At 70.2% G+C, this 19,552-nt stretch carries 22 protein-coding genes and 1 tRNA gene; 21 read left to right on the top strand and 2 right to left on the bottom strand.

Annotated features, from left to right (window positions below):
* Nucleotides 1–88: 88 nt before the first annotated feature.
* From BLR90_RS14740 to BLR90_RS14710, 7 genes are all read left to right on the top strand, one after another.
* Nucleotides 89–160, top strand: a tRNA-Val gene (locus BLR90_RS14740).
* A 132-nt stretch (nucleotides 161–292) separates the two neighbouring features.
* Nucleotides 293–712 carry a helix-turn-helix domain-containing transcriptional regulator gene (locus tag BLR90_RS14735; protein WP_170254291.1) on the top strand — a complete coding sequence of 140 codons (420 nt, stop codon included), beginning with the start codon at nucleotides 293–295 and terminating at the stop codon, nucleotides 710–712.
* 375 nt (nucleotides 713–1,087) lie between these two features.
* Nucleotides 1,088–1,783 (top strand): carboxypeptidase-like regulatory domain-containing protein, encoded by a 696-nt coding sequence (locus tag BLR90_RS14730; protein WP_091025991.1) that lies wholly within the window; start codon nucleotides 1,088–1,090, stop codon nucleotides 1,781–1,783.
* 109 nt (nucleotides 1,784–1,892) lie between these two features.
* Entirely contained in the window at nucleotides 1,893–3,881 is a 1,989-nt protein-coding gene (gene thrS / locus BLR90_RS14725) for a threonine--tRNA ligase (RefSeq protein ID WP_091025990.1), read from the top strand.
* Between the two features lie 40 nt (nucleotides 3,882–3,921).
* On the top strand, nucleotides 3,922–4,386 hold the full coding sequence (locus tag BLR90_RS14720) for a PPOX class F420-dependent oxidoreductase (RefSeq protein ID WP_091025989.1): 465 nt from the start codon (nucleotides 3,922–3,924) through the stop codon (nucleotides 4,384–4,386).
* A 1-nt stretch (nucleotide 4,387) separates the two neighbouring features.
* Nucleotides 4,388–5,353: a hypothetical protein gene (locus BLR90_RS14715; protein WP_091025988.1), complete on the top strand. Its 966-nt coding sequence runs from the start codon at nucleotides 4,388–4,390 to the stop codon at nucleotides 5,351–5,353.
* A gap of 16 nt (nucleotides 5,354–5,369) precedes the next feature.
* On the top strand, nucleotides 5,370–5,912 hold the full coding sequence (locus tag BLR90_RS14710; protein ID WP_245715330.1) for an HIT family protein: 543 nt from the start codon (nucleotides 5,370–5,372) through the stop codon (nucleotides 5,910–5,912).
* Here the strand turns inward: BLR90_RS14710 and BLR90_RS14705 are convergent.
* Complete coding sequence (locus BLR90_RS14705) at nucleotides 5,909–7,027, bottom strand: N(5)-(carboxyethyl)ornithine synthase (RefSeq protein ID WP_245715329.1); 1,119 nt, start codon at nucleotides 7,025–7,027, stop codon at nucleotides 5,909–5,911. The genes BLR90_RS14710 and BLR90_RS14705 overlap by 4 nt on opposite strands.
* A 41-nt stretch (nucleotides 7,028–7,068) precedes the next feature.
* Nucleotides 7,069–7,209, bottom strand: a complete 141-nt coding sequence (locus tag BLR90_RS21510) for a hypothetical protein (RefSeq protein WP_091026166.1) — start codon at nucleotides 7,207–7,209, stop codon at nucleotides 7,069–7,071.
* A gap of 62 nt (nucleotides 7,210–7,271) precedes the next feature.
* Here BLR90_RS21510 and pgsA point away from each other — a divergent pair, with 62 nt between their 5' ends.
* The 14 genes from pgsA (at nucleotide 7,272) to ruvB (ending at nucleotide 19,495) form a co-directional block, all read left to right on the top strand.
* The gene (gene pgsA, locus BLR90_RS14695) at nucleotides 7,272–7,916 is read left to right on the top strand and encodes a phosphatidylinositol phosphate synthase (RefSeq protein WP_091025987.1); all 645 of its coding nucleotides are present in this window, start codon (nucleotides 7,272–7,274) and stop codon (nucleotides 7,914–7,916) included.
* 18 nt (nucleotides 7,917–7,934) lie between these two features.
* Nucleotides 7,935–8,843 carry a pyridoxal 5'-phosphate synthase lyase subunit PdxS gene (pdxS, locus tag BLR90_RS14690; RefSeq protein ID WP_091025986.1) on the top strand — a complete coding sequence of 303 codons (909 nt, stop codon included), beginning with the start codon at nucleotides 7,935–7,937 and terminating at the stop codon, nucleotides 8,841–8,843.
* A 190-nt stretch (nucleotides 8,844–9,033) separates the two neighbouring features.
* Entirely contained in the window at nucleotides 9,034–9,585 is a 552-nt protein-coding gene (locus BLR90_RS14685) for an alternate-type signal peptide domain-containing protein (protein ID WP_170254290.1), read from the top strand.
* Nucleotides 9,586–9,616: 31 nt separating this feature from the next.
* The gene (locus tag BLR90_RS14680; RefSeq protein WP_091025984.1) at nucleotides 9,617–10,228 is read left to right on the top strand and encodes a signal peptidase I; all 612 of its coding nucleotides are present in this window, start codon (nucleotides 9,617–9,619) and stop codon (nucleotides 10,226–10,228) included.
* Entirely contained in the window at nucleotides 10,225–10,728 is a 504-nt protein-coding gene (locus tag BLR90_RS14675; protein WP_143016227.1) for a hypothetical protein, read from the top strand. Before BLR90_RS14680 ends, BLR90_RS14675 begins: the two co-directional genes overlap by 4 nt.
* Nucleotides 10,728–11,360: a SipW-dependent-type signal peptide-containing protein gene (locus BLR90_RS14670; protein WP_091025982.1), complete on the top strand. Its 633-nt coding sequence runs from the start codon at nucleotides 10,728–10,730 to the stop codon at nucleotides 11,358–11,360. The genes BLR90_RS14675 and BLR90_RS14670 overlap by 1 nt, the downstream gene beginning before the upstream one ends.
* Complete coding sequence (locus BLR90_RS14665) at nucleotides 11,357–12,733, top strand: signal peptidase I (protein ID WP_091025981.1); 1,377 nt, start codon at nucleotides 11,357–11,359, stop codon at nucleotides 12,731–12,733. The genes BLR90_RS14670 and BLR90_RS14665 overlap by 4 nt, the downstream gene beginning before the upstream one ends.
* Nucleotides 12,734–12,751: 18 nt before the next feature.
* Nucleotides 12,752–14,212 carry a carboxylesterase/lipase family protein gene (locus tag BLR90_RS14660; RefSeq protein ID WP_091025980.1) on the top strand — a complete coding sequence of 487 codons (1,461 nt, stop codon included), beginning with the start codon at nucleotides 12,752–12,754 and terminating at the stop codon, nucleotides 14,210–14,212.
* A gap of 9 nt (nucleotides 14,213–14,221) precedes the next feature.
* On the top strand, nucleotides 14,222–15,745 hold the full coding sequence (locus BLR90_RS14655; protein WP_143016226.1) for a carboxylesterase/lipase family protein: 1,524 nt from the start codon (nucleotides 14,222–14,224) through the stop codon (nucleotides 15,743–15,745).
* A gap of 9 nt (nucleotides 15,746–15,754) precedes the next feature.
* The gene (gene pdxT, locus BLR90_RS14650; RefSeq protein WP_218029392.1) at nucleotides 15,755–16,381 is read left to right on the top strand and encodes a pyridoxal 5'-phosphate synthase glutaminase subunit PdxT; all 627 of its coding nucleotides are present in this window, start codon (nucleotides 15,755–15,757) and stop codon (nucleotides 16,379–16,381) included.
* Nucleotides 16,382–16,392: 11 nt separating this feature from the next.
* Nucleotides 16,393–17,160: a YebC/PmpR family DNA-binding transcriptional regulator gene (locus BLR90_RS14645; protein WP_091025978.1), complete on the top strand. Its 768-nt coding sequence runs from the start codon at nucleotides 16,393–16,395 to the stop codon at nucleotides 17,158–17,160.
* 142 nt (nucleotides 17,161–17,302) lie between these two features.
* The gene (ruvC, locus tag BLR90_RS14640) at nucleotides 17,303–17,824 is read left to right on the top strand and encodes a crossover junction endodeoxyribonuclease RuvC (RefSeq protein WP_091025977.1); all 522 of its coding nucleotides are present in this window, start codon (nucleotides 17,303–17,305) and stop codon (nucleotides 17,822–17,824) included.
* Nucleotides 17,821–18,417, top strand: coding sequence for a Holliday junction branch migration protein RuvA (gene ruvA / locus BLR90_RS14635; RefSeq protein WP_091025976.1), 597 nt, complete (start codon nucleotides 17,821–17,823; stop codon nucleotides 18,415–18,417). The genes ruvC and ruvA overlap by 4 nt, the downstream gene beginning before the upstream one ends.
* Before the next feature lie 49 nt (nucleotides 18,418–18,466).
* On the top strand, nucleotides 18,467–19,495 hold the full coding sequence (gene ruvB, locus BLR90_RS14630; protein WP_245715350.1) for a Holliday junction branch migration DNA helicase RuvB: 1,029 nt from the start codon (nucleotides 18,467–18,469) through the stop codon (nucleotides 19,493–19,495).
* Nucleotides 19,496–19,552: the final 57 nt, after the last annotated feature.

Genomic DNA, 19,552 nt, shown 5'->3' with positions numbered 1-19,552 from the left:
CGGGCAGTTTGGTTGCCTGGCACTTTCACCCGGACCGCGGATGTGGCCGGCCCCGGAGCATGCGTTAGAGTCTGCGACCGCAGTTGAAGGGCGATTGGCGCAGTGGTAGCGCGCTTCGTTCACACCGAAGAGGTCACTGGTTCGAACCCAGTATCGCCCACAGATTTTCCCGGAACCTGCGCTCGATGGGTGGTAGCGCGGCTCTGCCGTTTGCACCGAAGAGGTCAGTGGTTCGAACCCAGTATCGCCCACCCTTTCGTAACATTTATGATACGCTCCTTGCGAGGAGTTGATGACGTTGACAAGGCGTAACGCGTTCTGGGACGACCTTGCTCGCGACCTGGAGGACCCTGAGTTCCTGCGCGAGTACGTCGTCGAGTCGATGCGCATCGCGACGATCGACTCCATCGTCAACGCCCTGGACGAAGCTCGTCAGGCCGCCGCGCTCACGAAGGCCGAGCTTGCGCGGGCGATTCAGGTCGAGCCGGCGACCATCAGGCGACTGTTCGCTTCGGACAAGTCCAACCCGACGCTGGGCACCCTCGCCGAAGTTGCCACGGCGTTGGGACTTCGCATCACGCTCGAGCCGATGGCAGCGGGGGAGCGCGCGCAGGTCACGGCACCGCTCCTGGACGGACGCACGGCAGACCCACAGGGACTCGCACGCCACCTTGACTCACTCCGCACGAGCAAGGCGAAGCAGCCCGTGTAGGTCTCAGGCCAGCGAACGCGGGTTGCCCCCGGCGAAGCGCTTCGGTGGTGCAGCAGCGACCGCGACCAAGACCGCGCGCATCGTTGCGCGGACTTTCGTTGGCCAAGAGTTCAGAACCTCGCGACCTGGCGCGGCGGTGTCATCGTCGTCGTCGCGATGGCTTCGGAAGTAGACGACCTCGTGGGGGTCGTCCGGGGAAGGACCAGTCCGGACCGCAGGCATCTTCGGCGGCGACTTCTTTCGCTTGCGGCGGTCACGCGGATCGGGACTCATCGCATTGTTGCGGATGGGACCGACCATGCTTACGGGCCTTTTTCGTGCCCGATGGGCCTAACCTGAGGCGATCATCCGCATCTCGTCCCCCGGTGGTGTGCCATGCCTCGTGCCCTCGCTCTCCTCGTCACTGCCTGCCTGGCGCTGCTGACCCTCGCGGTGGTCGCCGGCCCGCCGGCCGCGGTCGCCGCCGACCCGATCACCGGGCGGCTCGTCGACGCCACCGGCAGCCATCCCGCCGTACAAGGCGCGACGGTGCGGCTGCGGACCGTGACCGGCTCCGGCCCGGGCACCGTGGTCGACACCGACGTGACCGACAGCGACGGCAAGTTCTCGCTCGACGCGGGGGCGACGCCCGACGACGAGTACTACGTGCAGGTGCTCGCCGGCACCTACCAGGGCGTCTATGTCGGCGGCGGCTACGTCCAGCCGACCCCGGCGTACGCCGTGACCTACGGCCCGCACGCGACGATCGGCAAGATCCTGGCCAACCCCGCGTTCATCCGGGGTGTGCTCGTCAACAGCGAGACCGGTAACCCCGTGCGAGACGTACGGGTCACGGCGCGCAGTGCCAACGACCTCAGCCAGATCGAGGGCAGCGACTTCACCGGCCGCGGCGGCGTGTTCCGGATCAACGGGCTCGAGTGCGAGGACGACTGCTACCTCAAGGTCAACGGTGCGCCCAAGGGCTACGAGGTCGGGTTCCGCGCCTGCAACGCCGGTGTGGTGCCGACCTGGGGCGCCGCCTGCGCCTCGCCGATCGGCCGCATCGGCAAGGTCTTCCTCGACAAGGACTGAGCGGGCGAGCGGATACTCACGCGCGGTGCACCCGGCGTCGTCGTTACGATCGGGTGTCGGCTCGTCCTGAGCCGACGCCACGTCGTCATCAGTCACCGAGGAGCTCCCCGTGCCCGAGATCAAGGTCGTCCGCATCCACGCTGGTCAGCGTGAGGACCGGACCGCCACGACCAGCACCAAGGCGTGGGAGCTGTTCGCCGATGACACCGAGGTGATCGCCGCCCGGGTGGGCGCGGACCTCAAGGACCTGTCCTACGAGCTCCAGGACGGCGACGAGGTCGCCGGTGTGGCCATCGGCAGCCAGGACGGGCTCGACATCCTGCGCCACTCGGCCGCCCACGTGATGGCGCAGGCCGTGCAGGAGCTGTTCCCGGACGCCAAGCTCGGCATCGGCCCGCCGATCGAGAACGGCTTCTACTACGACTTCGACGTCGCGACCCCGTTCAACCCTGCGGACCTCGAGAAGATCGAGACGCGGATGCGCAAGATCATCAAGGAGGGGCAGCGCTTCTCGCGCCGCGTCACCACCGACGCCGACGCGATCGACGAGCTGCAGGACGAGCCCTACAAGATCGAGCTGATCGGCCTGAAGGGCTCCGGCAACTCCGACGATGCCGCTGAGGGCGCGAGCGTCGAGGTCGGCGCCGGCGAGCTCACCATCTACGACAACGTACGACGCAACGGCGACGTCGCCTGGAGCGACCTGTGCCGCGGCCCGCACCTGCCGACCACCAAGCGGATCCCCGCCTTCAAGCTGATGCGGTCGGCGGCGGCGTACTGGCGCGGAGACGAGAAAAACAAGCAGCTCCAGCGCATCTACGGCACCGCGTGGCCGAGCAAGGAGGAGCTCGAGGGCCACCTCCACCGGATCGAGGAGGCCGAGCGCCGCGACCACCGCCGGCTCGGGCGCGAGCTCGACCTGTTCAGCTTCCCCGACGAGATCGGCTCCGGCCTGGCGGTCTTCCACCCCAAGGGCGGTGTCATCAAGCGGGTGCTGGAGGACTACGTCCGCCAGCGCCACATCGAGGAGGGCTTCGAGTACGTCGGCACCCCGCACATCTCGAAGGAGGGGCTGTTCCACCTCTCCGGGCACCTGCCCTACTACGCCGACGGTATGTTCCCGCCGATGGAGTTCGAAGGCGCCAACTACTACCTGAAGGCAATGAACTGCCCCATGCACAACCTGATCTTCAGGTCGCGCGGGCGTTCCTACCGCGAGCTGCCGCTGCGGCTCTTCGAGTTCGGCTCGGTCTACCGCTACGAGAAGTCAGGCGTCGTGCACGGCCTGACCCGCGTGCGCGGCATGACCCAGGACGACTCGCACTCCTACGTCACCCCCGAGCAGGCGCCGGGAGAGATCACCCACCTGCTCGACTTCGTGCTCGGGCTGCTCAAGGACTTCGGGCTCGACGACTACTACCTCGAGCTGTCGACCCGCGACGAATCCAAGCCCGACAAGTTCGTCGGCTCCGACGAGGACTGGGCGATCGCGACCTCGGTGCTCGAGCAGGCCGCCGTCGACAGCGGGCTCGAGCTCGTGCCCGACCCGGGCGGGGCGGCGTACTACGGCCCCAAGATCTCGGTCCAGTGCCGCGACGCGATCGGCCGCACCTGGCAGATGTCGACCATCCAGTACGACTTCAACCAGCCCAAGGGCTTCGACCTCCACTTCACCGCCGCCGACGGCTCGCGCCAGCAGCCGGTGATGATCCACTCCGCGAAGTTCGGCTCCCTGGAGCGCTTCTTCGGCGTGCTCGTCGAGCACTACGCCGGTGCCTTCCCGCCGTGGCTCGCGCCGGTCCAGGTGCAGGGCATCCCGATCGCGGAGCGGCACGCCGACTACCTGTACGACGTGGCGCGGCGGATGAAGGCGGCCGGGCTGCGGGTCGAGGTCGACGACAGCGACGACCGGATGCAGAAGAAGATCCGCAACGCCCAGCTCCAGAAGGTCCCGTTCATGGTGATCGCCGGCGACGACGACCTCGCCGCCGGCGCGGTCTCCTTCCGCTACCGCGACGGCCGCCAGGACAACGGCGTACCCATCGACGAGGCGATCGAGCGCGTCGCCGCCGCCGTCGCCACCCGCGAACAGGTCTGACTTTCCGGCCGCGCCACCACTCGTGTGGTGAGGTGGGGGCATGGCACGGACGATCGCAACCAACACCCAGGTCGAGCTCGAGGGACTGCTGGAGTTCGTGCGGCCGCGGCACAAGATGGTGCTGATCACGACCCGCGAGGACCAGCACCCGCAGTCGTCGCCGGTCACCGGCGGGGTGGACGACGAGGGGCGGATCGTGATCTCGACCTACCCCGAGCGGGCCAAGACGGCCAACGCGCGGCGGCAGGGTGAGGCCACGGTGCTGGTGCTCTCCGACGACTTCAACGGCGCCTGGGTGCAGGTGGAGGGACCCTGCGAGGTGATCGACCCGCCCGACTCCGTCGAGCCGCTGGTCGACTACTACCGCAGCATCGCAGGGGAGCACCCCGACTGGGACGAGTACCGCCAGGCGATGCGCGACCAGGGCAAGTCCCTGCTCCGGATCACGCCCGCGCGCTGGTCGCCGGTCGCGACCGGCGGCTTCCCGCCGAGGCTCGCGGACTGACGTGCGCCGAGCCGTCGCGGCGTACGCGCTCCCGCTGATCCTGCTCGCGGGCTGCGGCGGCGCGTCCGGCACGGACTCACCCGACGCGACGCCGCCGGAGCCCTCCTCCCAGGGAGCCGCCCCGACCCAGCCGGCCGACACCGCCCTCCCGTCCCCGACCGCGCGCGACGAGCTCGCGGACCTGGCCGAGCGGGCCGCCTCCCAGGTGCCCGACCAGCCGGAGGACGCCATCCCGCGCGCAGCGGCGCCGGTGCTGGGCGCCGACATCAGCTGGCCGCAGTGCCCGCGCGGCCTGGGCATCCCGGAGAAGCGCACGCTGGGTGCGCCGATGCCCATCCCCGAGGCGCGGTTCGTGGTGATCGGTCTGACCAACGGCCCCGGCTTCTACCCCAATCCCTGCCTGGCCGAGCAGACCGCGTGGGTCCGCGAACGGCGCCTGATGGCGGCGGCGTACGCCGTGGCGAGCTACCCCGACGACACGACCGTCGCGCAGCACGGCGCCACCGGCCCGTACGACGGCAGCAGTCGCCTGGGCGCACTGCAGAACACCGGCTACCAGCAGGCGCTCTTCAACGTCGCCTCGATGCGCAACGCCGGGTTGGCGACCCCGATCGTGTGGATCGACGTCGAGCCGGTGCCCGACTTCGAGTGGAGCGCCGACCCGGTGGCCAACTCGGCGGTCGTCGACGGGCTGGCCCGCGGCTACGTCGACGCGGGCTACGCGATCGGCGTCTACTCCACGCCCGCGCTGTGGGACGGCGTCGTCGGTGGCTTCGAGCTGGGCGTGCCCGAGTGGCGCGCCGCCGGGCAGACCTCGCGTGCCGAGGCCGAGTCGCGCTGCGGCGCCGACTGGGTGATCCAGGGCGGGGCCGGCGTGCTCGGCCAGTGGGTGGAGGCCGGGCGCGACCAGAACATCACCTGCGCCGACGTCCACCTCGACCTCGGCTCGTGGTTCCACCAGTACTGACCACTACTCTTCACCCGTGGACGAGGAGCTCCGTCAGGACGGCATCGGCGAGGCCGATCAGCTCGACCGGCTGTGGACCCCGCACCGGATGGCCTACATCCGCGGCGAGAACAAGCCCGCCGACGCCACCAGCGGCGAGTGCCCCTTCTGCCGCGTCCCGCACCTCGCCGACGCCGACGGTCTCGTCGTACGCCGTGGCGCCCTGGCCTACGTCGTGCTCAACCTCTACCCCTACGCGCCCGGGCACCTCATGGTCTGCCCCTACCGCCACGTCGCCGACTACTCCGACACCACCGACGAGGAGGTCGTCGAGATCGCCGCGCTCACCCGCCAGGCGATGCGGGTGATCCGCTCCGTGTCGGGCGCCGGCGGCTTCAACATCGGCATGAACCAGGGCGCGATCGCGGGTGCCGGGATCGCTGCTCACCTGCACCAGCACGTCGTACCCCGCTGGGCCGGCGACCAAAACTTCATGCCGATCATCGGGCGCACCAAGGTGTTGCCCGAGCTGCTCACCGACACGCGCACCCTGCTGGCCGAGGCCTGGGACCGCGTCTAGGTCACCGGGTGCGGGTAGTCCGCGTCGCGCCCCTGGAAGGCCAGGATCGCCGGGTTGACGACGACACCCTCACGGATCTCGATCGCCCGCCGGATCGTCTCGTCGGCGTCCCACGAGCCGCCGCCCTCGAGCATCGTCCGCAGGAACGGGATGGTGGCCGAGCTGTTGTCCCAGGTCGCGGAGCCCCAGAGGTAGGACGGGCTGTGGTCGACGGCGTAGTAGAGGACGTGGTCGCCGACCTCGAACGCCGGGTCGTCGAAACCGGTCGGCCGTGCCCACTCGAAGCCCATGCCCTCGTCGCACGAGACGTCGACGATCAGGCTGCCCCTGCGGAAGCCGCCGAGGTCGTCGTTGCGCAGGTAGGTCACCGGCGCCGCGGTGTCCTGGAGCGTGCAGTTGACGACGATGTCGTTCTCCGCGAGGTACGCCGGCAGCGGCTCGCGCCCCCGCTCGGTGATGACGCTCAGCGCACCCGACGAGTCGGCGTCCGGGTCGAGGTGCCGGATCAGCGCCGAGTGGATCGGGGAGGCGACGGCAGTGACGCCCCGGCCGGTGAGCACCGCGATGTCGTGGACGCCGTGGGCGTTGAGCGCGGTGACCGCGCCGCGGGCCGTGGCGCCGAAGCCGATCACGATCGCGCTGAGACGCCTGCCGTAGTCGCCGGTGATCCCGGCGAGCTGCATCGCATGGATCACCGAGCAGTAGCCGGCCAGCTCGTTGTTCTTGTGGAACACGTGGAGCCCGACGGAGTCGTCGCTGGTCCAGTGGTTCATCGTCTCGAACGCGATCAGCGTCAGCCGACGGTCGATCGCGGCCTGCGTGAGCGGGGTGTCCTGGACGCAGTGCGGCCAGCCCCACAGCGTCTGGCCAGGTGAGAGCGCCTCGACGTCGGCGAGCTGCGGCTTGGGCAGCAGCACGACGTCGGAGCTCGCGATCAGCTCGGCCCGGGGCAGCAGCCCTGCGACGACAGGCTCGAGGTCGGCGTCGGAGTAGCCGAACCGCTCGCCGTACCCCTGCTCGAGGCTGATCCGCGCGCGCAGGTCGGCGTCGAGGCCGGCCAGGTGCTCGGGGTGGAGGGGGAGCCGGTGCTCGTTCTCCTTGGCGGAGGTGGCCACCACTCCCAGGCTGAGGAGCGCGGAGGAGGGCGAGTCGGTGCTCAGCGCTTCTTCTTCTCGGTGAGGCTCTCCATCGAACCAGAGCCGGAGGCGCCGGACTTGTCGCGCTTCTCGGCGCGCTTCTCCTTGATGGACTTCCCGGTCTTCTTGGTCATGCCCTGTCGCGGCGACTTGTCGCTCATGCGGGTATCTCTCGATGGTGGGTTGCCTGAGTGGCCCCTGCTCGTGACTGTAGCCTCCCCCCATGCTGGACAGGTTCAAGGCGTTCTGGGGTGGCGTGGTGCTCGCGCCGTTCGTCAACCTCTTCATCAGGCTCGGGATCAGCCCCGACACCGTGACGCTGGTCGGCACGCTCGGAGTGGCCGCCGGCGCGCTGGTCTTCTTACCGCAGGGCGAGCTGCTCATCGGCGTGCTCGTGATCACGGCGTTCGTGTTCAGCGACCTGATCGACGGCCAGATGGCGCGCAAGACCGGACGGACGTCCAAGTTCGGCGCGTTCTGGGACTCCACGCTCGACCGCCTCGGTGACGGCGCGGTCTTCGGCGGCCTGGTGCTCTACTTCGCCGGCCCCGGCGACTACTACCTCTACGTCTGCGTGACGCTCTACTGCCTGGTCCTGGGCTCGGTGACGTCGTATGCCCGGGCCCGCGCGGAGTCGCTCGGCATGGACGCCAAGGGGGGCATCGCCGAGCGCGCCGACCGTCTCGTCGCGATCCTGGTGATGACCGGGCTCAGCGCGATCTTCGACCTGCCGGTGCTCATGTACGTCACCCTGTGGGCGCTCGCCGCCGCCAACACCTACACGGTGGTCTTCCGGATCCTGAAGGTACGGCGCCAGGCCTTGGCCGAGGACGCGATGGCCCATCCCGAGGCACCTCCCGCGACCTGACCGCCGTACGATGGGGGGATGGTTGACAGCACCCCCGAAAGCGGCTCCGGCACCGGTACGACGCGCGTCAAGCGCGGCATGGCAGAGATGCTCAAGGGCGGCGTGATCATGGACGTCGTCACTGCCGAGCAGGCCAAGATCGCCGAGGACGCCGGAGCCGTCGCGGTAATGGCGCTCGAGCGGGTGCCCGCCGACATCCGGGCGCAGGGCGGCGTCAGCCGGATGAGCGACCCCGACATGATCGACTCGATCATCGCGTCGGTCTCGATCCCCGTGATGGCCAAGGCCCGGATCGGTCACTTCGCCGAGGCGCAGATCCTCCAGAGCCTGGGCGTCGACTACATCGACGAGTCCGAGGTGCTGACCCCGGCCGACTACGCCCACCACATCGACAAGTGGAAGTTCACCGTGCCGTTCGTGTGCGGTGCCACCAACCTCGGCGAGGCGCTGCGCCGGATCACCGAGGGCGCGGCGATGATCCGCTCCAAGGGCGAGGCCGGCACTGGCGACGTCTCCAACGCGGTCATGCACATGCGCACCATCGGTGGTGAGCTGCGCCGGCTGTCCTCGATGGCCGACGACGAGCTCTACGTCGCCGCCAAGGAGCTCCAGGCGCCCTACGACCTGGTCAAGGAGGTCGCCGGGGCAGGCAAGCTGCCCGTGGTGATGTTCACCGCCGGCGGCATCGCCACCCCCGCCGACGCCGCGATGATGATGCAGCTCGGCGCCGAGGGCGTCTTCGTCGGCTCCGGCATCTTCAAGTCCGGCAACCCCGCCGAGCGCGCCGAGGCGATCGTCAAGGCCACCACCTTCTACGACGACCCCGACGTCGTCGCCAAGGTCTCGCGTGGCCTGGGCGAGGCCATGGTCGGCATCAACGTCGAGGACATCCCACAGCCGCACCGGCTCGCCGAGCGCGGCTGGTGACTGGTCTAGACATTCTGCTCTGTTGGTCCACAATCGAGTAAAGGACTCAACTCTTCTCGGACACAAGTGATTCGCGCTGAGGCAACTTGGAGTAACAGTTGCTGTGGGTCACGCGTGTGGGGTGATTTCTCTGTCAGCGTTCGTGTCTAGCAGGCCTGTCTGGATGGCCTCTCCCCACGCAGGAGCTGACATGAACAAAGCAACCAAGGGCGCACTCGCAGCGGTCGCTGGAGGCTCGCTGCTGCTCGGCGGCGCCGGCACCCTGGCGTACTGGACCGGGACGGCGGACGTCGACGGCGGCTCGATCAACTCCGGCAAGCTCACCCTCAGTGCACCTGTGTGCAACGTCGTCACCGATGCCGAAACGCACAACTGGCAGTACGACGGCGGCTCCGCGTTCACGATCGGCACCTCCAAGGTGGTCCCCGGCGACACGATCAACAAGGTCTGCAAGATGACGCTTGTCATCGAGGGCGACCACGTCGGCGCGACGCTCGGGCTCGAGACGCCGACCATCACCACCGACGCGGGCCACACGTTGGACACCGAGCTCACGAAGACCGCGACCTTCACGGTCGCGGGCGCCGCCTACGCACCGATCACCGCTCCGGGCACCTATGACGTCCTGGCGACCGTCAGCGTTTCGCTGCCGAGCAGCGTCACGTCGACGACCACGCAAGACGTTGCCGCGGTCCTCGAGGCGATGACTCTCACCGCGACGCAGACGCACGACGCGGCCTGACGCTGCCGACCTAGTCCTAGGAGGTGTGTCGATGTCCGCGACCTCGAAAATGACTCTGCCGGCACCTCTGCGGTGGGCGGGGCTCGTGCTCGCCTGGGTGGTGATGATCTCGATGGTCGTCATCCTCCTCGCGGCCCTCATCATTCCGCGCGTCGCCGGCGCGACCCCGTACGTCATCGAGACCGGGTCGATGAAGCCGGGCATGCCTCCGGGCACGCTCATCGTCGTTCGGCCGGTCGACCCTGAGGCCATCGCTGCGGGTGACGTGATCACCTACCAGATCAAGTCCGGGGATCCCACGGTCGTCACCCACCGCGTGGTCGCGGTGGGGTTCGACGGCACAGGCGAGGTTCGCTGGCAGACCCAGGGAGACGCCAACGAAGCGGTTGACCAGAACTGGGTGCTGCCGGTCCAGGTCCAGGGCGAGCAGTGGTACACCATCCCGTACGTCGGCTACCTGACGTCGTTCGTCACCGGCCAGCAGCGCGAGGCGCTCACGCTCCTCGTCGGGGTGTCCCTGCTCGGCTACGCGCTGGCGATGTTCCGCGGGGCGCGGCGCGACCGGCGGGCCCGGCCCGAGGCCGAGCCCCAGCCCCAGTCCCAGCCCGAATCCGTACCCGCCTCGGTGGACGTGATGTCATGACCAGGTGGCCGGCGAGCATCCTTGCCGGGTTGCTCTGCGCCCTCACGGTCCTCACGGCAGCGCCCGCCTCCGCCGCCAAGAGCTGGCCCCCGCTGGTGGTCAGCCGCAGCGGCGAGGTCTGGACGCCGAACCTGACCCGTCCGTTGTTCCGCGAGAGCGTGCGGTGGGTCCCGGGCGACAGCTCGAGCCGGACCTTCTATGCCCGCAACCAGAGCGGCCAGAAGGCCCGGCTCGGCATCGTGGTCGACGTGACCGACGGGTCCCGCTGGCTGTGCTGCGGCCACCTGCGCCTGGCCATCGCGATCGACGGGCGTTGGAGGCCGATCGCCTTCGCCCAGTCCACAGGCGTCGGCCGGCTGGTGCTGAACCCCGGTGACGTCGTACCGGTCACGGTCCAGTTCCGCCTGCTGGGGCCGGCCGCCGCTGCCGCGATGGCCCGGTCGCTCACGTTCTCGTTGAACCTGCGCCTCACCGAGCTGCCCGCCCCGAGGGCCGCCTGATGGCCAGCGGGAGCCACCGGGCCGAGGAGGCCACCCGGCGGATCGGGACGTTGCGGCGAGTCGCGTCGTCGGTGCGACTGCGCGCAGCCCTGTCCCTGGGTGTGTTCGTGCTGCCCCTCGGCATGGGCACCATGGCCTTCTGGACCGACAGCGTCACCGTCACCGGCGCCAGCTTCACCGGCGGGACCCTCGACCTGTCGGTCACCGGGGGTGACCCCTACGCGTCGACCACCCTCGCGATGGCCACGGCCGTCCCGGGCGCCACCTCGGCGGAGGTCCTGACGGTCCAGAACGTCGGCGACGTACCGCTGAAGTACTCCCTCACCGGGGGAGTCGCCGGCGGCGACGCCGCCGCCATGGCGCCCCACCTCACCCTGACCATCCGCGCCGGGGGCACCAAGTCCGGAACCACCTGCATCAACGGCTCCGTGATCTTCAACGCGCCCTTGACCACCACCACGACAACCAGCCTGTTCACATCAGGACCGTCCCCACGCGGGCCGGTGGCCGCGACGGTGGGCACCGACGCGCTGTGTTTCCAGGTCACGTTCTCGGCGGGCGCGCCCACCGGGCTCCAGGGCCTGACGACCACCGCCGTCATTACCTTCCTCGCGACCTCTGACCTGACATGAGCGAGGGATCGACCGGGGCCCACCGGACGCGCGAGGTGCTCCTCAACGTCGGGGCGATGGTCGGCGTGATGAGCATGCTGATGGCTGCGACTGCGCTGGTCTTCGGGATCACGCCGCTGATCTTCCGCTCCGGCTCGATGGCCCCCGCGGTGCACACCGGCGACCTGGGCATCGCCCAGACGGTGCCCGCCGCGGACCTGCGAGCCGGTGACATCGTGACGGTGTTCACCAGCGGCGGAGTGCGCGTCACGCACCGCATCGTCGAGCTCGACCAGACCGACTCCGGCGTCCTGCTCGTGCTCAAGGGCGACGCCAACGACGACCCCGATCCCGAGCAGTACGCCGTGACCGAGGCCGAGCGCCTGCTCTTCGCGGTCCCGCGCGCCGGGTACGTCGCCTCCTGGCTCTCCGGTCCCGGGGGAGTCTTCCTGGGTGGCCTGCTCGTCGGGTTGGTGCTCCTGGCGATCTTCCGCCGGCCGTCGGCCACGCCGCCCTCGGGCCGCCGCCGTGCCGACACGGCGGCGCGCACCGGGACGCTCACCCTCGGTGCCGTGCTGGTGGCGTTGCCGCTGGTCGCGCACCCACCCCAGGCGGTGGGCACCCTCGCTGCCTGGAACGACTCGGTCGACGTCACCGGCGCCACCACGACCGGCTACACGGTCCCGGCGCCGGCGTACAACCAGACATGCACGCTCGGCGGCAGCGGCTCCAGCCGGACCGTTCGATACTCCTGGCCGGCGAACGTCGCGCCACTGCCGCTGCTCTCCTACGACATCGTCGCGTCCGGCATCACCTCCACCTCGTCTGTCAGCACCGGGGGCAGCACCACCAGCGTCACGATCAGCTACACCACTGGCGGCGCCAACAACAATCAGATCGTGACACTGACAGCAGTGGGTTGGCCCACAGGCGCATCCGCGTGGAAGTCGGCGGCCACGACAAAATGGAAGTTCCGGACCAACGGAAACAACGCCGCCGCTACATGCGGGGAGATCGACCCGCCGGACGTGACGTTCACGCAACCTGTGGATGGGAGCACGTCCCCTCGGAATGCGCAGATCTCGGGTCTCGTCACCCCGTGCGCCTCCACGCCGGCTTGCGGAACCATTTCCGACAGCTCGACGGTCACGCCGAGGGAGTACCGATTCGAGCGCACCATCGCTGGGACGGTCACCTGCTGGAACGGCAGCGGCTGGTCGACCCAGAACTGCACCACGACATGGCGCGCCGTGACAGGGACCGCCCCCGCGTGGCGCGTCGGCGGCACGGCCGCCCTTGCCTACACCTCTGCCGGCGTCTACTCGTTGACCATCCGGGCAACCGATGCATACCTGAATGTCGGCACCGAAACCATCACCTTTACGCTCACGTGATCGAGTAACCTCCGCAGCGTGCAGCGACGAGGGGTGGGGGCGCTGGCGCTGCTGTTGCTGCTGCCGCTCGCGGCGGCCTGTACCGATGACCCGGAGCCCGGCGCGACCCCGGTCGTCGAGACGTCCGCAGGCACTCTGCGCGGCCTCGCCCACGACGGCATCCGCTCCTTCCGGGGCATCCCGTACGCCGCCGCGCCGGTCGGCGACCTGCGGTGGGCCGAGCCGCAGCCGGCCGAGCCGTGGGACGGCGAGCGCGACGCCACGGCGTACGGCAGCGCCTGTCTCCAGAGCACCTACTCAGCCCTCGGACCGGTGCCGACGACGGTGAAGGACGCCAGCGAGGACTGCCTGTTCCTCAACGTCAACCGGCCCCAGGACGACTCCGAGGACCTGCCGGTGATGGTCTACCTGCACGGCGGCGGGTTCATGATCGGCACCGGCGGCGACGACCTCTCCAACGCGCCGCCGCTGGTCCGCCGCGGCGTGGTGCTGGTGACCCTCAACTACCGGCTCGGTCGGCTCGGCTTCTTCGCGCACCCCGCGCTGAGGGGGGACGTGGCCAACTTCGGGCTGCTCGACCAGGTCGCGGCGCTGGAGTGGGTGCGCGACAACATCGCGGAGTTCGGGGGAGACCCCGACAACGTCACGCTCTTCGGGAGCTCGGCCGGCGGGATGTCGGTCAACGCGCTGATGGCGTCGCCGCGCGCGGAGGGGCTCTTCCATCGGGCGATCTCCCAGTCCGGGCTCGGTCGTGAGCCGTCGCAGACCCTGGCCGCGGCGCGCAGGGCCTCCGGGCTTCGCGGCGCGACCCTTGCCGACCTGCGCGGCCTCGACGCCGAGACCGTGATGGAGGCCCCGCTCAACGTCTTCACCGGAGACGTCCCGCTGGTCGACGGCGGGGTGCTCCCGGCCTCGGTTGCCGCCGTCTTCGCCGCCGGCGACGAGGCCGAGGTGCCCTACCTGGTCGGCACCACAGACCTCGAGTTCCCTGACTCCGTCCTCGAGGGTCGCGGCTCCGAACCCGCACAGCTGCGGGCGGACCTCGCCGGCGCGGCCGAGCGGGCGCTGGTGGCGGCCTACGGCAGCGCCGAGGCCTACGAGAAGCACTTCTTCTCCGACGCGGTCTTCACCGAGCCCGCACGTTTCCTGGCCGCCGCTCACGCCGAGCGGGCACCGACCTACCTCTACCGCTTCTCGATCGCCTCGCCGGCGACCCTCGAGTCCGTGGGCGGCGCCGTGCACTCCAGCGACATCGCCTACGCGTTCGGCACGACCTCCGACGCGCGGGCCGAGACGATCGGCGACTACCTGGTGGCCTTCGCGACCACCGGCGACCCCAACCACGACGGTGCTCCTGAGTGGCCGACGCCCGACGGGGGAGCACTGCTCGGCCTCACCGTCGACGGTCCGGTCGCCGTGGCCGTCGACCCGTGGCGGCGGCGACTGGACGCCGTACAACGCCTGAGCGAGGCGCGCTAGCCTCCCTGCGTGCGCTGCCGACGACCCCACCTCCTCGTTGGGGCGTTGCTGCTCGCACTGGGAGCCACCGCGTGCACCGAGGACGAGCCGGTCCGGGAGTCCAGCCCGATGGTCGTCGAGATCGCAGACGGGGTCCTGCACGGCACCACCCACGACGGGATCTTGTCCTGGGGCGGCATCCCGTACGCCGCCCCGCCCGTCGGCGACCTGCGGTGGGCCGAGCCGCAGCCGCCCGAGCCCTGGGAGGGCGAGCGCGACGCGACCCGCTTCGGCGACGCGTGCCTGCAGGGGCCAGAGTCCGCGCTCGGGGAGTCGCTGATCAAGATCACCGAGGACACCGACGAGGACTGCCTGTTCCTCAACGTGCACCGGCCGCTCGGTGACGTCGAGGACCTCCCGGTCATGGTGTGGATCCACGGCGGCTCGTTCCTGCACGGCGCCGGCAGCCAGCCGACCTACAACTCACCGGACCTCGTCCAGCGCGGCGTCGTCCTGGTGACGATCAACTACCGGCTCGGGCGGCTGGGCTTCTTCGCCCACCCCGCGCTCGAGGGCGACGTCGCCAACTTCGGGCTGCTCGACCAGGTCGCCGCGCTGGAGTGGGTGCGCGACAACGTCGCCGACTTCGGGGGAGACCCCGACAACGTGACGATCTTCGGGGAGTCCGCCGGCGGCGCGTCGGTCAACGCCCTGATGGCGTCGCCGCGAACCGATGGCCTCTACGCCCGAGCCATCTCGCAGTCGGGCCTCGGGCGCGAGCGCTCGCAGTCGCTCGACGACGCGCGCGCAACCGGCGAGAAGGTCGCGGCCGGGTGGGGGGCCAAGAACGCCGACGCCGCCGACCTGCGCGCCCTCGACGCCGCCGAGGTCATGGACACCGGGCTCAACCTGCTGCGGGGCGAGGTCCCGATCGTCGACGGCGGGGTCCTCCCGGCCCCGGTCTCCGAGGTGTTCGCCGCCGGCGACGAGGCCGACGTGCCCTACCTCGTGGGGACGACCGACCTCGAGATCCCCGACACCGCGCTGGTCACCTCCGGCCAGGACCCCGACGCGCTGCGGCGCGAGATCGCCGCCGACGGCTACGACGAGGCGGTCGCGGCCTACGGGGGCGAGGAGGAGTTCGGCCTGCACTTCTTCTCCGACGTGATCTTCACCGAGCCCGCCCGCTTCCTGGCCACCGCCCACGCCGAGCGGGCGCCGACGTACCTCTATCGCTTCTCGATCGCCGCGCCCGCGATCGTGGACGCCCTGGGCGGCGCGTTCCACGCCTCCGAGATCCCGTACGTCTTCGACGCGACCGAGGGCCAGCGGTTCTCGTTCGACGAGAGCCCGGCGCTGGCCGACACGATCAGTGACTACTGGGTGTCGTTCGCGACCGGGAGCGACCCGAGCCACGACGGGGCGCCCGCGTGGCCCACCGCCGCCGACGGCACGTTCCTCGAGCTCACCGTCGACGGGCCGGTCGCGGTCACCGACGACCCGTGGCGCGCGCGCCTGGATGCCGTGCAGAAGGGCTACGAGTCGCGCTCCTAGACTGCCGGGGTGAAGCCACCGACGATCGGCGTGTTCGCCCTCCAGGGCGACGTGCGTGAGCACCTGCGCGTGCTGGCGTCGCTCGGCGTCGACACCATCGCCGTACGCCGTCCCTCGGAGCTCGACGCCTGCGACGGGCTGGTGATCCCCGGTGGCGAGTCGACCACGATGGCCAAGCTGGCCCGCACGTTCGAGCTCTTCGAGCCGCTGCGCGACCGGATCAAGCGCGGCATGCCGACGTTCGGCACCTGCGCCGGGATGATCATGCTGGCCGACCGGATCGAGGGCGGCACCTCTGACCAGGAGACGCTCGGCGGCCTCGACATCACCGTGCGCCGCAACGTCTTCGGTCGCCAGGTCGACTCCTTCGAGGACGACCTGACCATCGACGGGATCGACGGGCCGGTGCACGCGATCTTCATCCGGGCGCCCTGGGTCGAGCAGGTCGGGCCCGGCGTCGAGGTGCTCGGCCGGGTCGAGGTCCCGGGTGCCGTGGGTAGGATCGTCGCGGTCCGGCAGGGCCCGCTGATGGCGACGTCGTTCCACCCGGAGGTGGGCGGCGACTCACGGTTCCACCAGTTGTTCGTCGATCTCGTGCGCAGCGTGACGACCACCGACCCAGTGACACAGAAGTAGAAGAGGGACGCATGTCTGGCCACTCCAAATGGGCGACCACCAAGCACAAGAAGGCGGTCGTCGACGCCAAGCGCAGCAAGATGAACACCAAGCTGATCAAGAACATCGAGGTCGCGGCCCGGATGGGCGGCGGTGACCCCACCGGCAACCCGACGCTCTTCGACGCCATCCAGAAGGCCAAGAAGTCCTCGGTCACCAAGGACAACATCGAGCGGGCCGTGCAGCGCGGCTCCGGTGCCGAGACCGGCGGCGCCGACTACCAGACGATTATGTACGAGGGCTACGGCCCCGGCGGCGTCGCGATCCTCATCGAGTGCCTCACCGACAACAAGAACCGCGCCGCCATGGAGGTCCGCACCGCCATGACCCGCAACGGCGGGTCCCTGGCCGACCCGGGTTCGGTGTCGTTCCTGTTCAACCGCAAGGGCGTCGTGATCGTCCCCGCGGACCAGGAGGGCAAGACGGTCAGCGAGGACGACGTCCTCGAGGCCACGCTCGAGGCCGGTGCCGACGACGTCAACGACCTCGGCGACGCGTTCGAGGTCGTCTCCGAGTCGACCGACCTGGTCGCGGTCCGCACCGCCCTGCAAGCGGCCGGCATCGACTACGACTCGGCCGAGGCGTCCTTCGTCCCCGACAACAAGATCGAGCTCGACGCCGACTCCGCGCCCAAGGTGTTCCGGCTCATCGACGTGCTCGAGGACCTCGACGACGTACAGAACGTCTACGCCAACCTCGACGTCTCCGACGAGGTCATGGCCGAGCTCGAGGACGACTGACCGGACCTTCACGCGGACCCGTCGCAAACTTTGCGACGGTCGGCGGTCCGAGCGCGTGTCGCGACCCGGCTGTGGGGGAGTGGCGGGCTAGCGTAGGTCTCCGAACAGGTGTTCGGACGAGAGGCGCGACATGACCAGGCCGATGCGAGTGCTCGGGATCGACCCCGGGTTGACCCGCATGGGCATGGGCGTGGTCGAGGGCAGCGTCGGCCGCCCGCTCACGCTGGTCGACGTCAACGTCCTACGCACCTCCAGCCAGCTCCCGGTCGCCGAGCGGCTGGTCAGCATCGAGATCGGCATCGACGCCTGGCTCGACGAGCACCGGCCAGACGCCGTCGCGGTGGAGCGGGTCTTCGCGCGCTCCGACAGCAGCACGATCATGGGCACCGCCCAGGCCAGTGCGATCGCGCTCGTGTGCGCCGCCCGGCGCGGGCTCCCGGTCGCGCTCCACACACCCAGCGAGGTCAAGGCCGCCGTGTCCGGCAATGGCCGGGCCGACAAGGCCCAGGTGGGCGCGATGGTCACCCGGATCCTGCGCCTCGATGCGCCGCCCAAGCCCGCCGACGCCGCCGACGCCCTGGCGCTGGCCATCACCCACATCTGGCGCGGCGGCGCCCAGTCGCGCCTCGACGCCGCCGTGGCCGCAGCGAGGAGCAGAGCATGATCGCGTTCGTCCGCGGCCAGGTGGCCGCCCTGACCCTGTCCAGCGCCGTGATCGAGGTCGGCGGGGTCGGCCTCGAGCTGATGTGTACGCCGGGCACGCTCGCCACCCTGCGTCCCGGGCACCTGGCCACGCTGCCCACCAGCATGGTCGTCCGCGAAGACTCGCTCACGCTCTTCGGGTTCGTCGACGACGACGAGAAGTCGACGTTCGAGCTCGTGCAGACCGCCTCCGGGGTCGGGCCCAAGCTCGCCCAGGCGATGGTTGCTGTGCTCTCGCCCGACGACCTCCGCCGCGCGATCGCCAGCGACGACGTCAAGACCCTGACCCGGGTGCCCGGCGTGGGCCAGAAGGGCGCGCAGAGGATCATCCTCGAGCTCAAGGACCGGATCGGCAGCCCCACCTCAGGGCGCTCCTCGAGCCCCGCCTCCGCGGTGCCGCAGTGGCGCGACCAGGTCGAGCAGGGCCTGGTCGGGCTCGGCTGGTCCACCAAGGACGCCGAGGCCGCGGTCGAGAGCGTGGCCCCCGAGGCCGGCGACACCCCCGACATCGGCGCGCTGCTGCGCTCCGCGCTCCGCTCCCTGAGCAAGGCCTGACGTGCACGAGGACGAGCTTGACGTCGTCGAGGAGCAGCACCTCCGGTCGCTGACCGCCGCGGAGGCCGAGGGCGACGAGCGCGCGATCGAGGCGGCGCTGCGGCCCAAGTCGCTCGACGAGGTCGTCGGCCAGCACCGCGTGCGTGAGCAGCTAGGGCTGGTGCTCGAGGCGGCTCGTCGCCGCGAGCGCGCCCCCGACCACGTGCTGCTGTCCGGGCCTCCAGGGCTCGGGAAGACCACGCTGGCGATGATCATCGCCCACGAGATGTCCACGCCGCTGCGCCTCACCAGCGGTCCGGCGATCACCCACGCCGGAGACCTCGCCGCGATCCTCTCCGGCATGAACGACGGCGACGTGCTCTTCGTCGACGAGATCCACCGGATGTCGCGGCCCGCCGAGGAGATGCTCTACATGGCGATGGAGGACTTCCGGGTCGACGTCGTCATCGGCAAGGGCCCCGGCGCCACCGCGATCCCGCTCGAAATCCCACCCTTCACCCTCGTCGGCGCCACCACCCGCGCCGGGCTGCTGCCCGGCCCGCTGCGCGACCGGTTCGGATTCACCGCCCACCTCGAGTACTACGAGGCCTCCGAGCTCGACCTGATCGTCCATCGCTCCGCCGGCCTGCTCGGCGTCGAGCTCACCGAGGAGGGCTCCGCCGAGATCGCCTCGCGCTCGCGAGGCACGCCGCGCATCGCCAACCGCCTGCTGCGTCGTGTCCGCGACTACGCCCAGGTCCGCGCCGACGGCGTCGTCACCCTCGACATCGCCCACGCGGCGCTGGCGCTCTACGAGGTCGACGAGCTCGGCCTCGACCGGCTCGACCGCGCGGTCCTCGACGTACTCTGCCGGCGCTTCGGCGGCGGACCGGTCGGCATCTCCACCCTCGCGGTCGCAGTCGGGGAGGAGCGCGAGACGGTCGAGGAGGTCGCCGAGCCGTTCCTCGTGCGCAACGGCTTCCTGGCCCGTACGCCGCGCGGCCGGGTCGCCACCGCGGGCGCCTGGCGCCACCTCGGGCTAGCCGTCCCCACGTCGGCTGCGATGCTGGACGCCGAGGTAGCCCTCTTCGAGGACTGATTCGTCACCGGGAGGGGCCTCACGGTTAGACTCTCCCGTCGGTCGGTCTGCCCCTCT

The organism is Nocardioides szechwanensis (genome assembly GCF_900103935.1).
GTDB classification, from domain to species: Bacteria; Actinomycetota; Actinomycetes; order Propionibacteriales; family Nocardioidaceae; genus Nocardioides; species Nocardioides szechwanensis.
This window is presented reverse-complemented; position numbering and strand designations above follow the sequence as displayed.

Coding starts and splice junctions, on each gene's coding strand:
- pgsA (WP_091025987.1), top strand. CDS start 7,272: ATGCTGGACAGGTTCAAGGCGTTCTGGGGTGGCGTGGTGCTCGCGCCG.
- BLR90_RS14730 (WP_091025991.1), top strand. CDS start 1,088: ATGCCTCGTGCCCTCGCTCTCCTCGTCACTGCCTGCCTGGCGCTGCTG.
- pdxS (WP_091025986.1), top strand. CDS start 7,935: ATGGTTGACAGCACCCCCGAAAGCGGCTCCGGCACCGGTACGACGCGC.
- BLR90_RS21510 (WP_091026166.1), bottom strand. CDS start 7,209: ATGAGCGACAAGTCGCCGCGACAGGGCATGACCAAGAAGACCGGGAAG.
- BLR90_RS14675 (WP_143016227.1), top strand. CDS start 10,225: ATGACCAGGTGGCCGGCGAGCATCCTTGCCGGGTTGCTCTGCGCCCTC.
- BLR90_RS14735 (WP_170254291.1), top strand. CDS start 293: ATGACGTTGACAAGGCGTAACGCGTTCTGGGACGACCTTGCTCGCGAC.
- BLR90_RS14670 (WP_091025982.1), top strand. CDS start 10,728: ATGGCCAGCGGGAGCCACCGGGCCGAGGAGGCCACCCGGCGGATCGGG.
- BLR90_RS14685 (WP_170254290.1), top strand. CDS start 9,034: ATGAACAAAGCAACCAAGGGCGCACTCGCAGCGGTCGCTGGAGGCTCG.
- BLR90_RS14720 (WP_091025989.1), top strand. CDS start 3,922: ATGGCACGGACGATCGCAACCAACACCCAGGTCGAGCTCGAGGGACTG.
- BLR90_RS14645 (WP_091025978.1), top strand. CDS start 16,393: ATGTCTGGCCACTCCAAATGGGCGACCACCAAGCACAAGAAGGCGGTC.
- ruvC (WP_091025977.1), top strand. CDS start 17,303: ATGCGAGTGCTCGGGATCGACCCCGGGTTGACCCGCATGGGCATGGGC.
- BLR90_RS14665 (WP_091025981.1), top strand. CDS start 11,357: ATGAGCGAGGGATCGACCGGGGCCCACCGGACGCGCGAGGTGCTCCTC.
- BLR90_RS14680 (WP_091025984.1), top strand. CDS start 9,617: ATGTCCGCGACCTCGAAAATGACTCTGCCGGCACCTCTGCGGTGGGCG.
- ruvA (WP_091025976.1), top strand. CDS start 17,821: ATGATCGCGTTCGTCCGCGGCCAGGTGGCCGCCCTGACCCTGTCCAGC.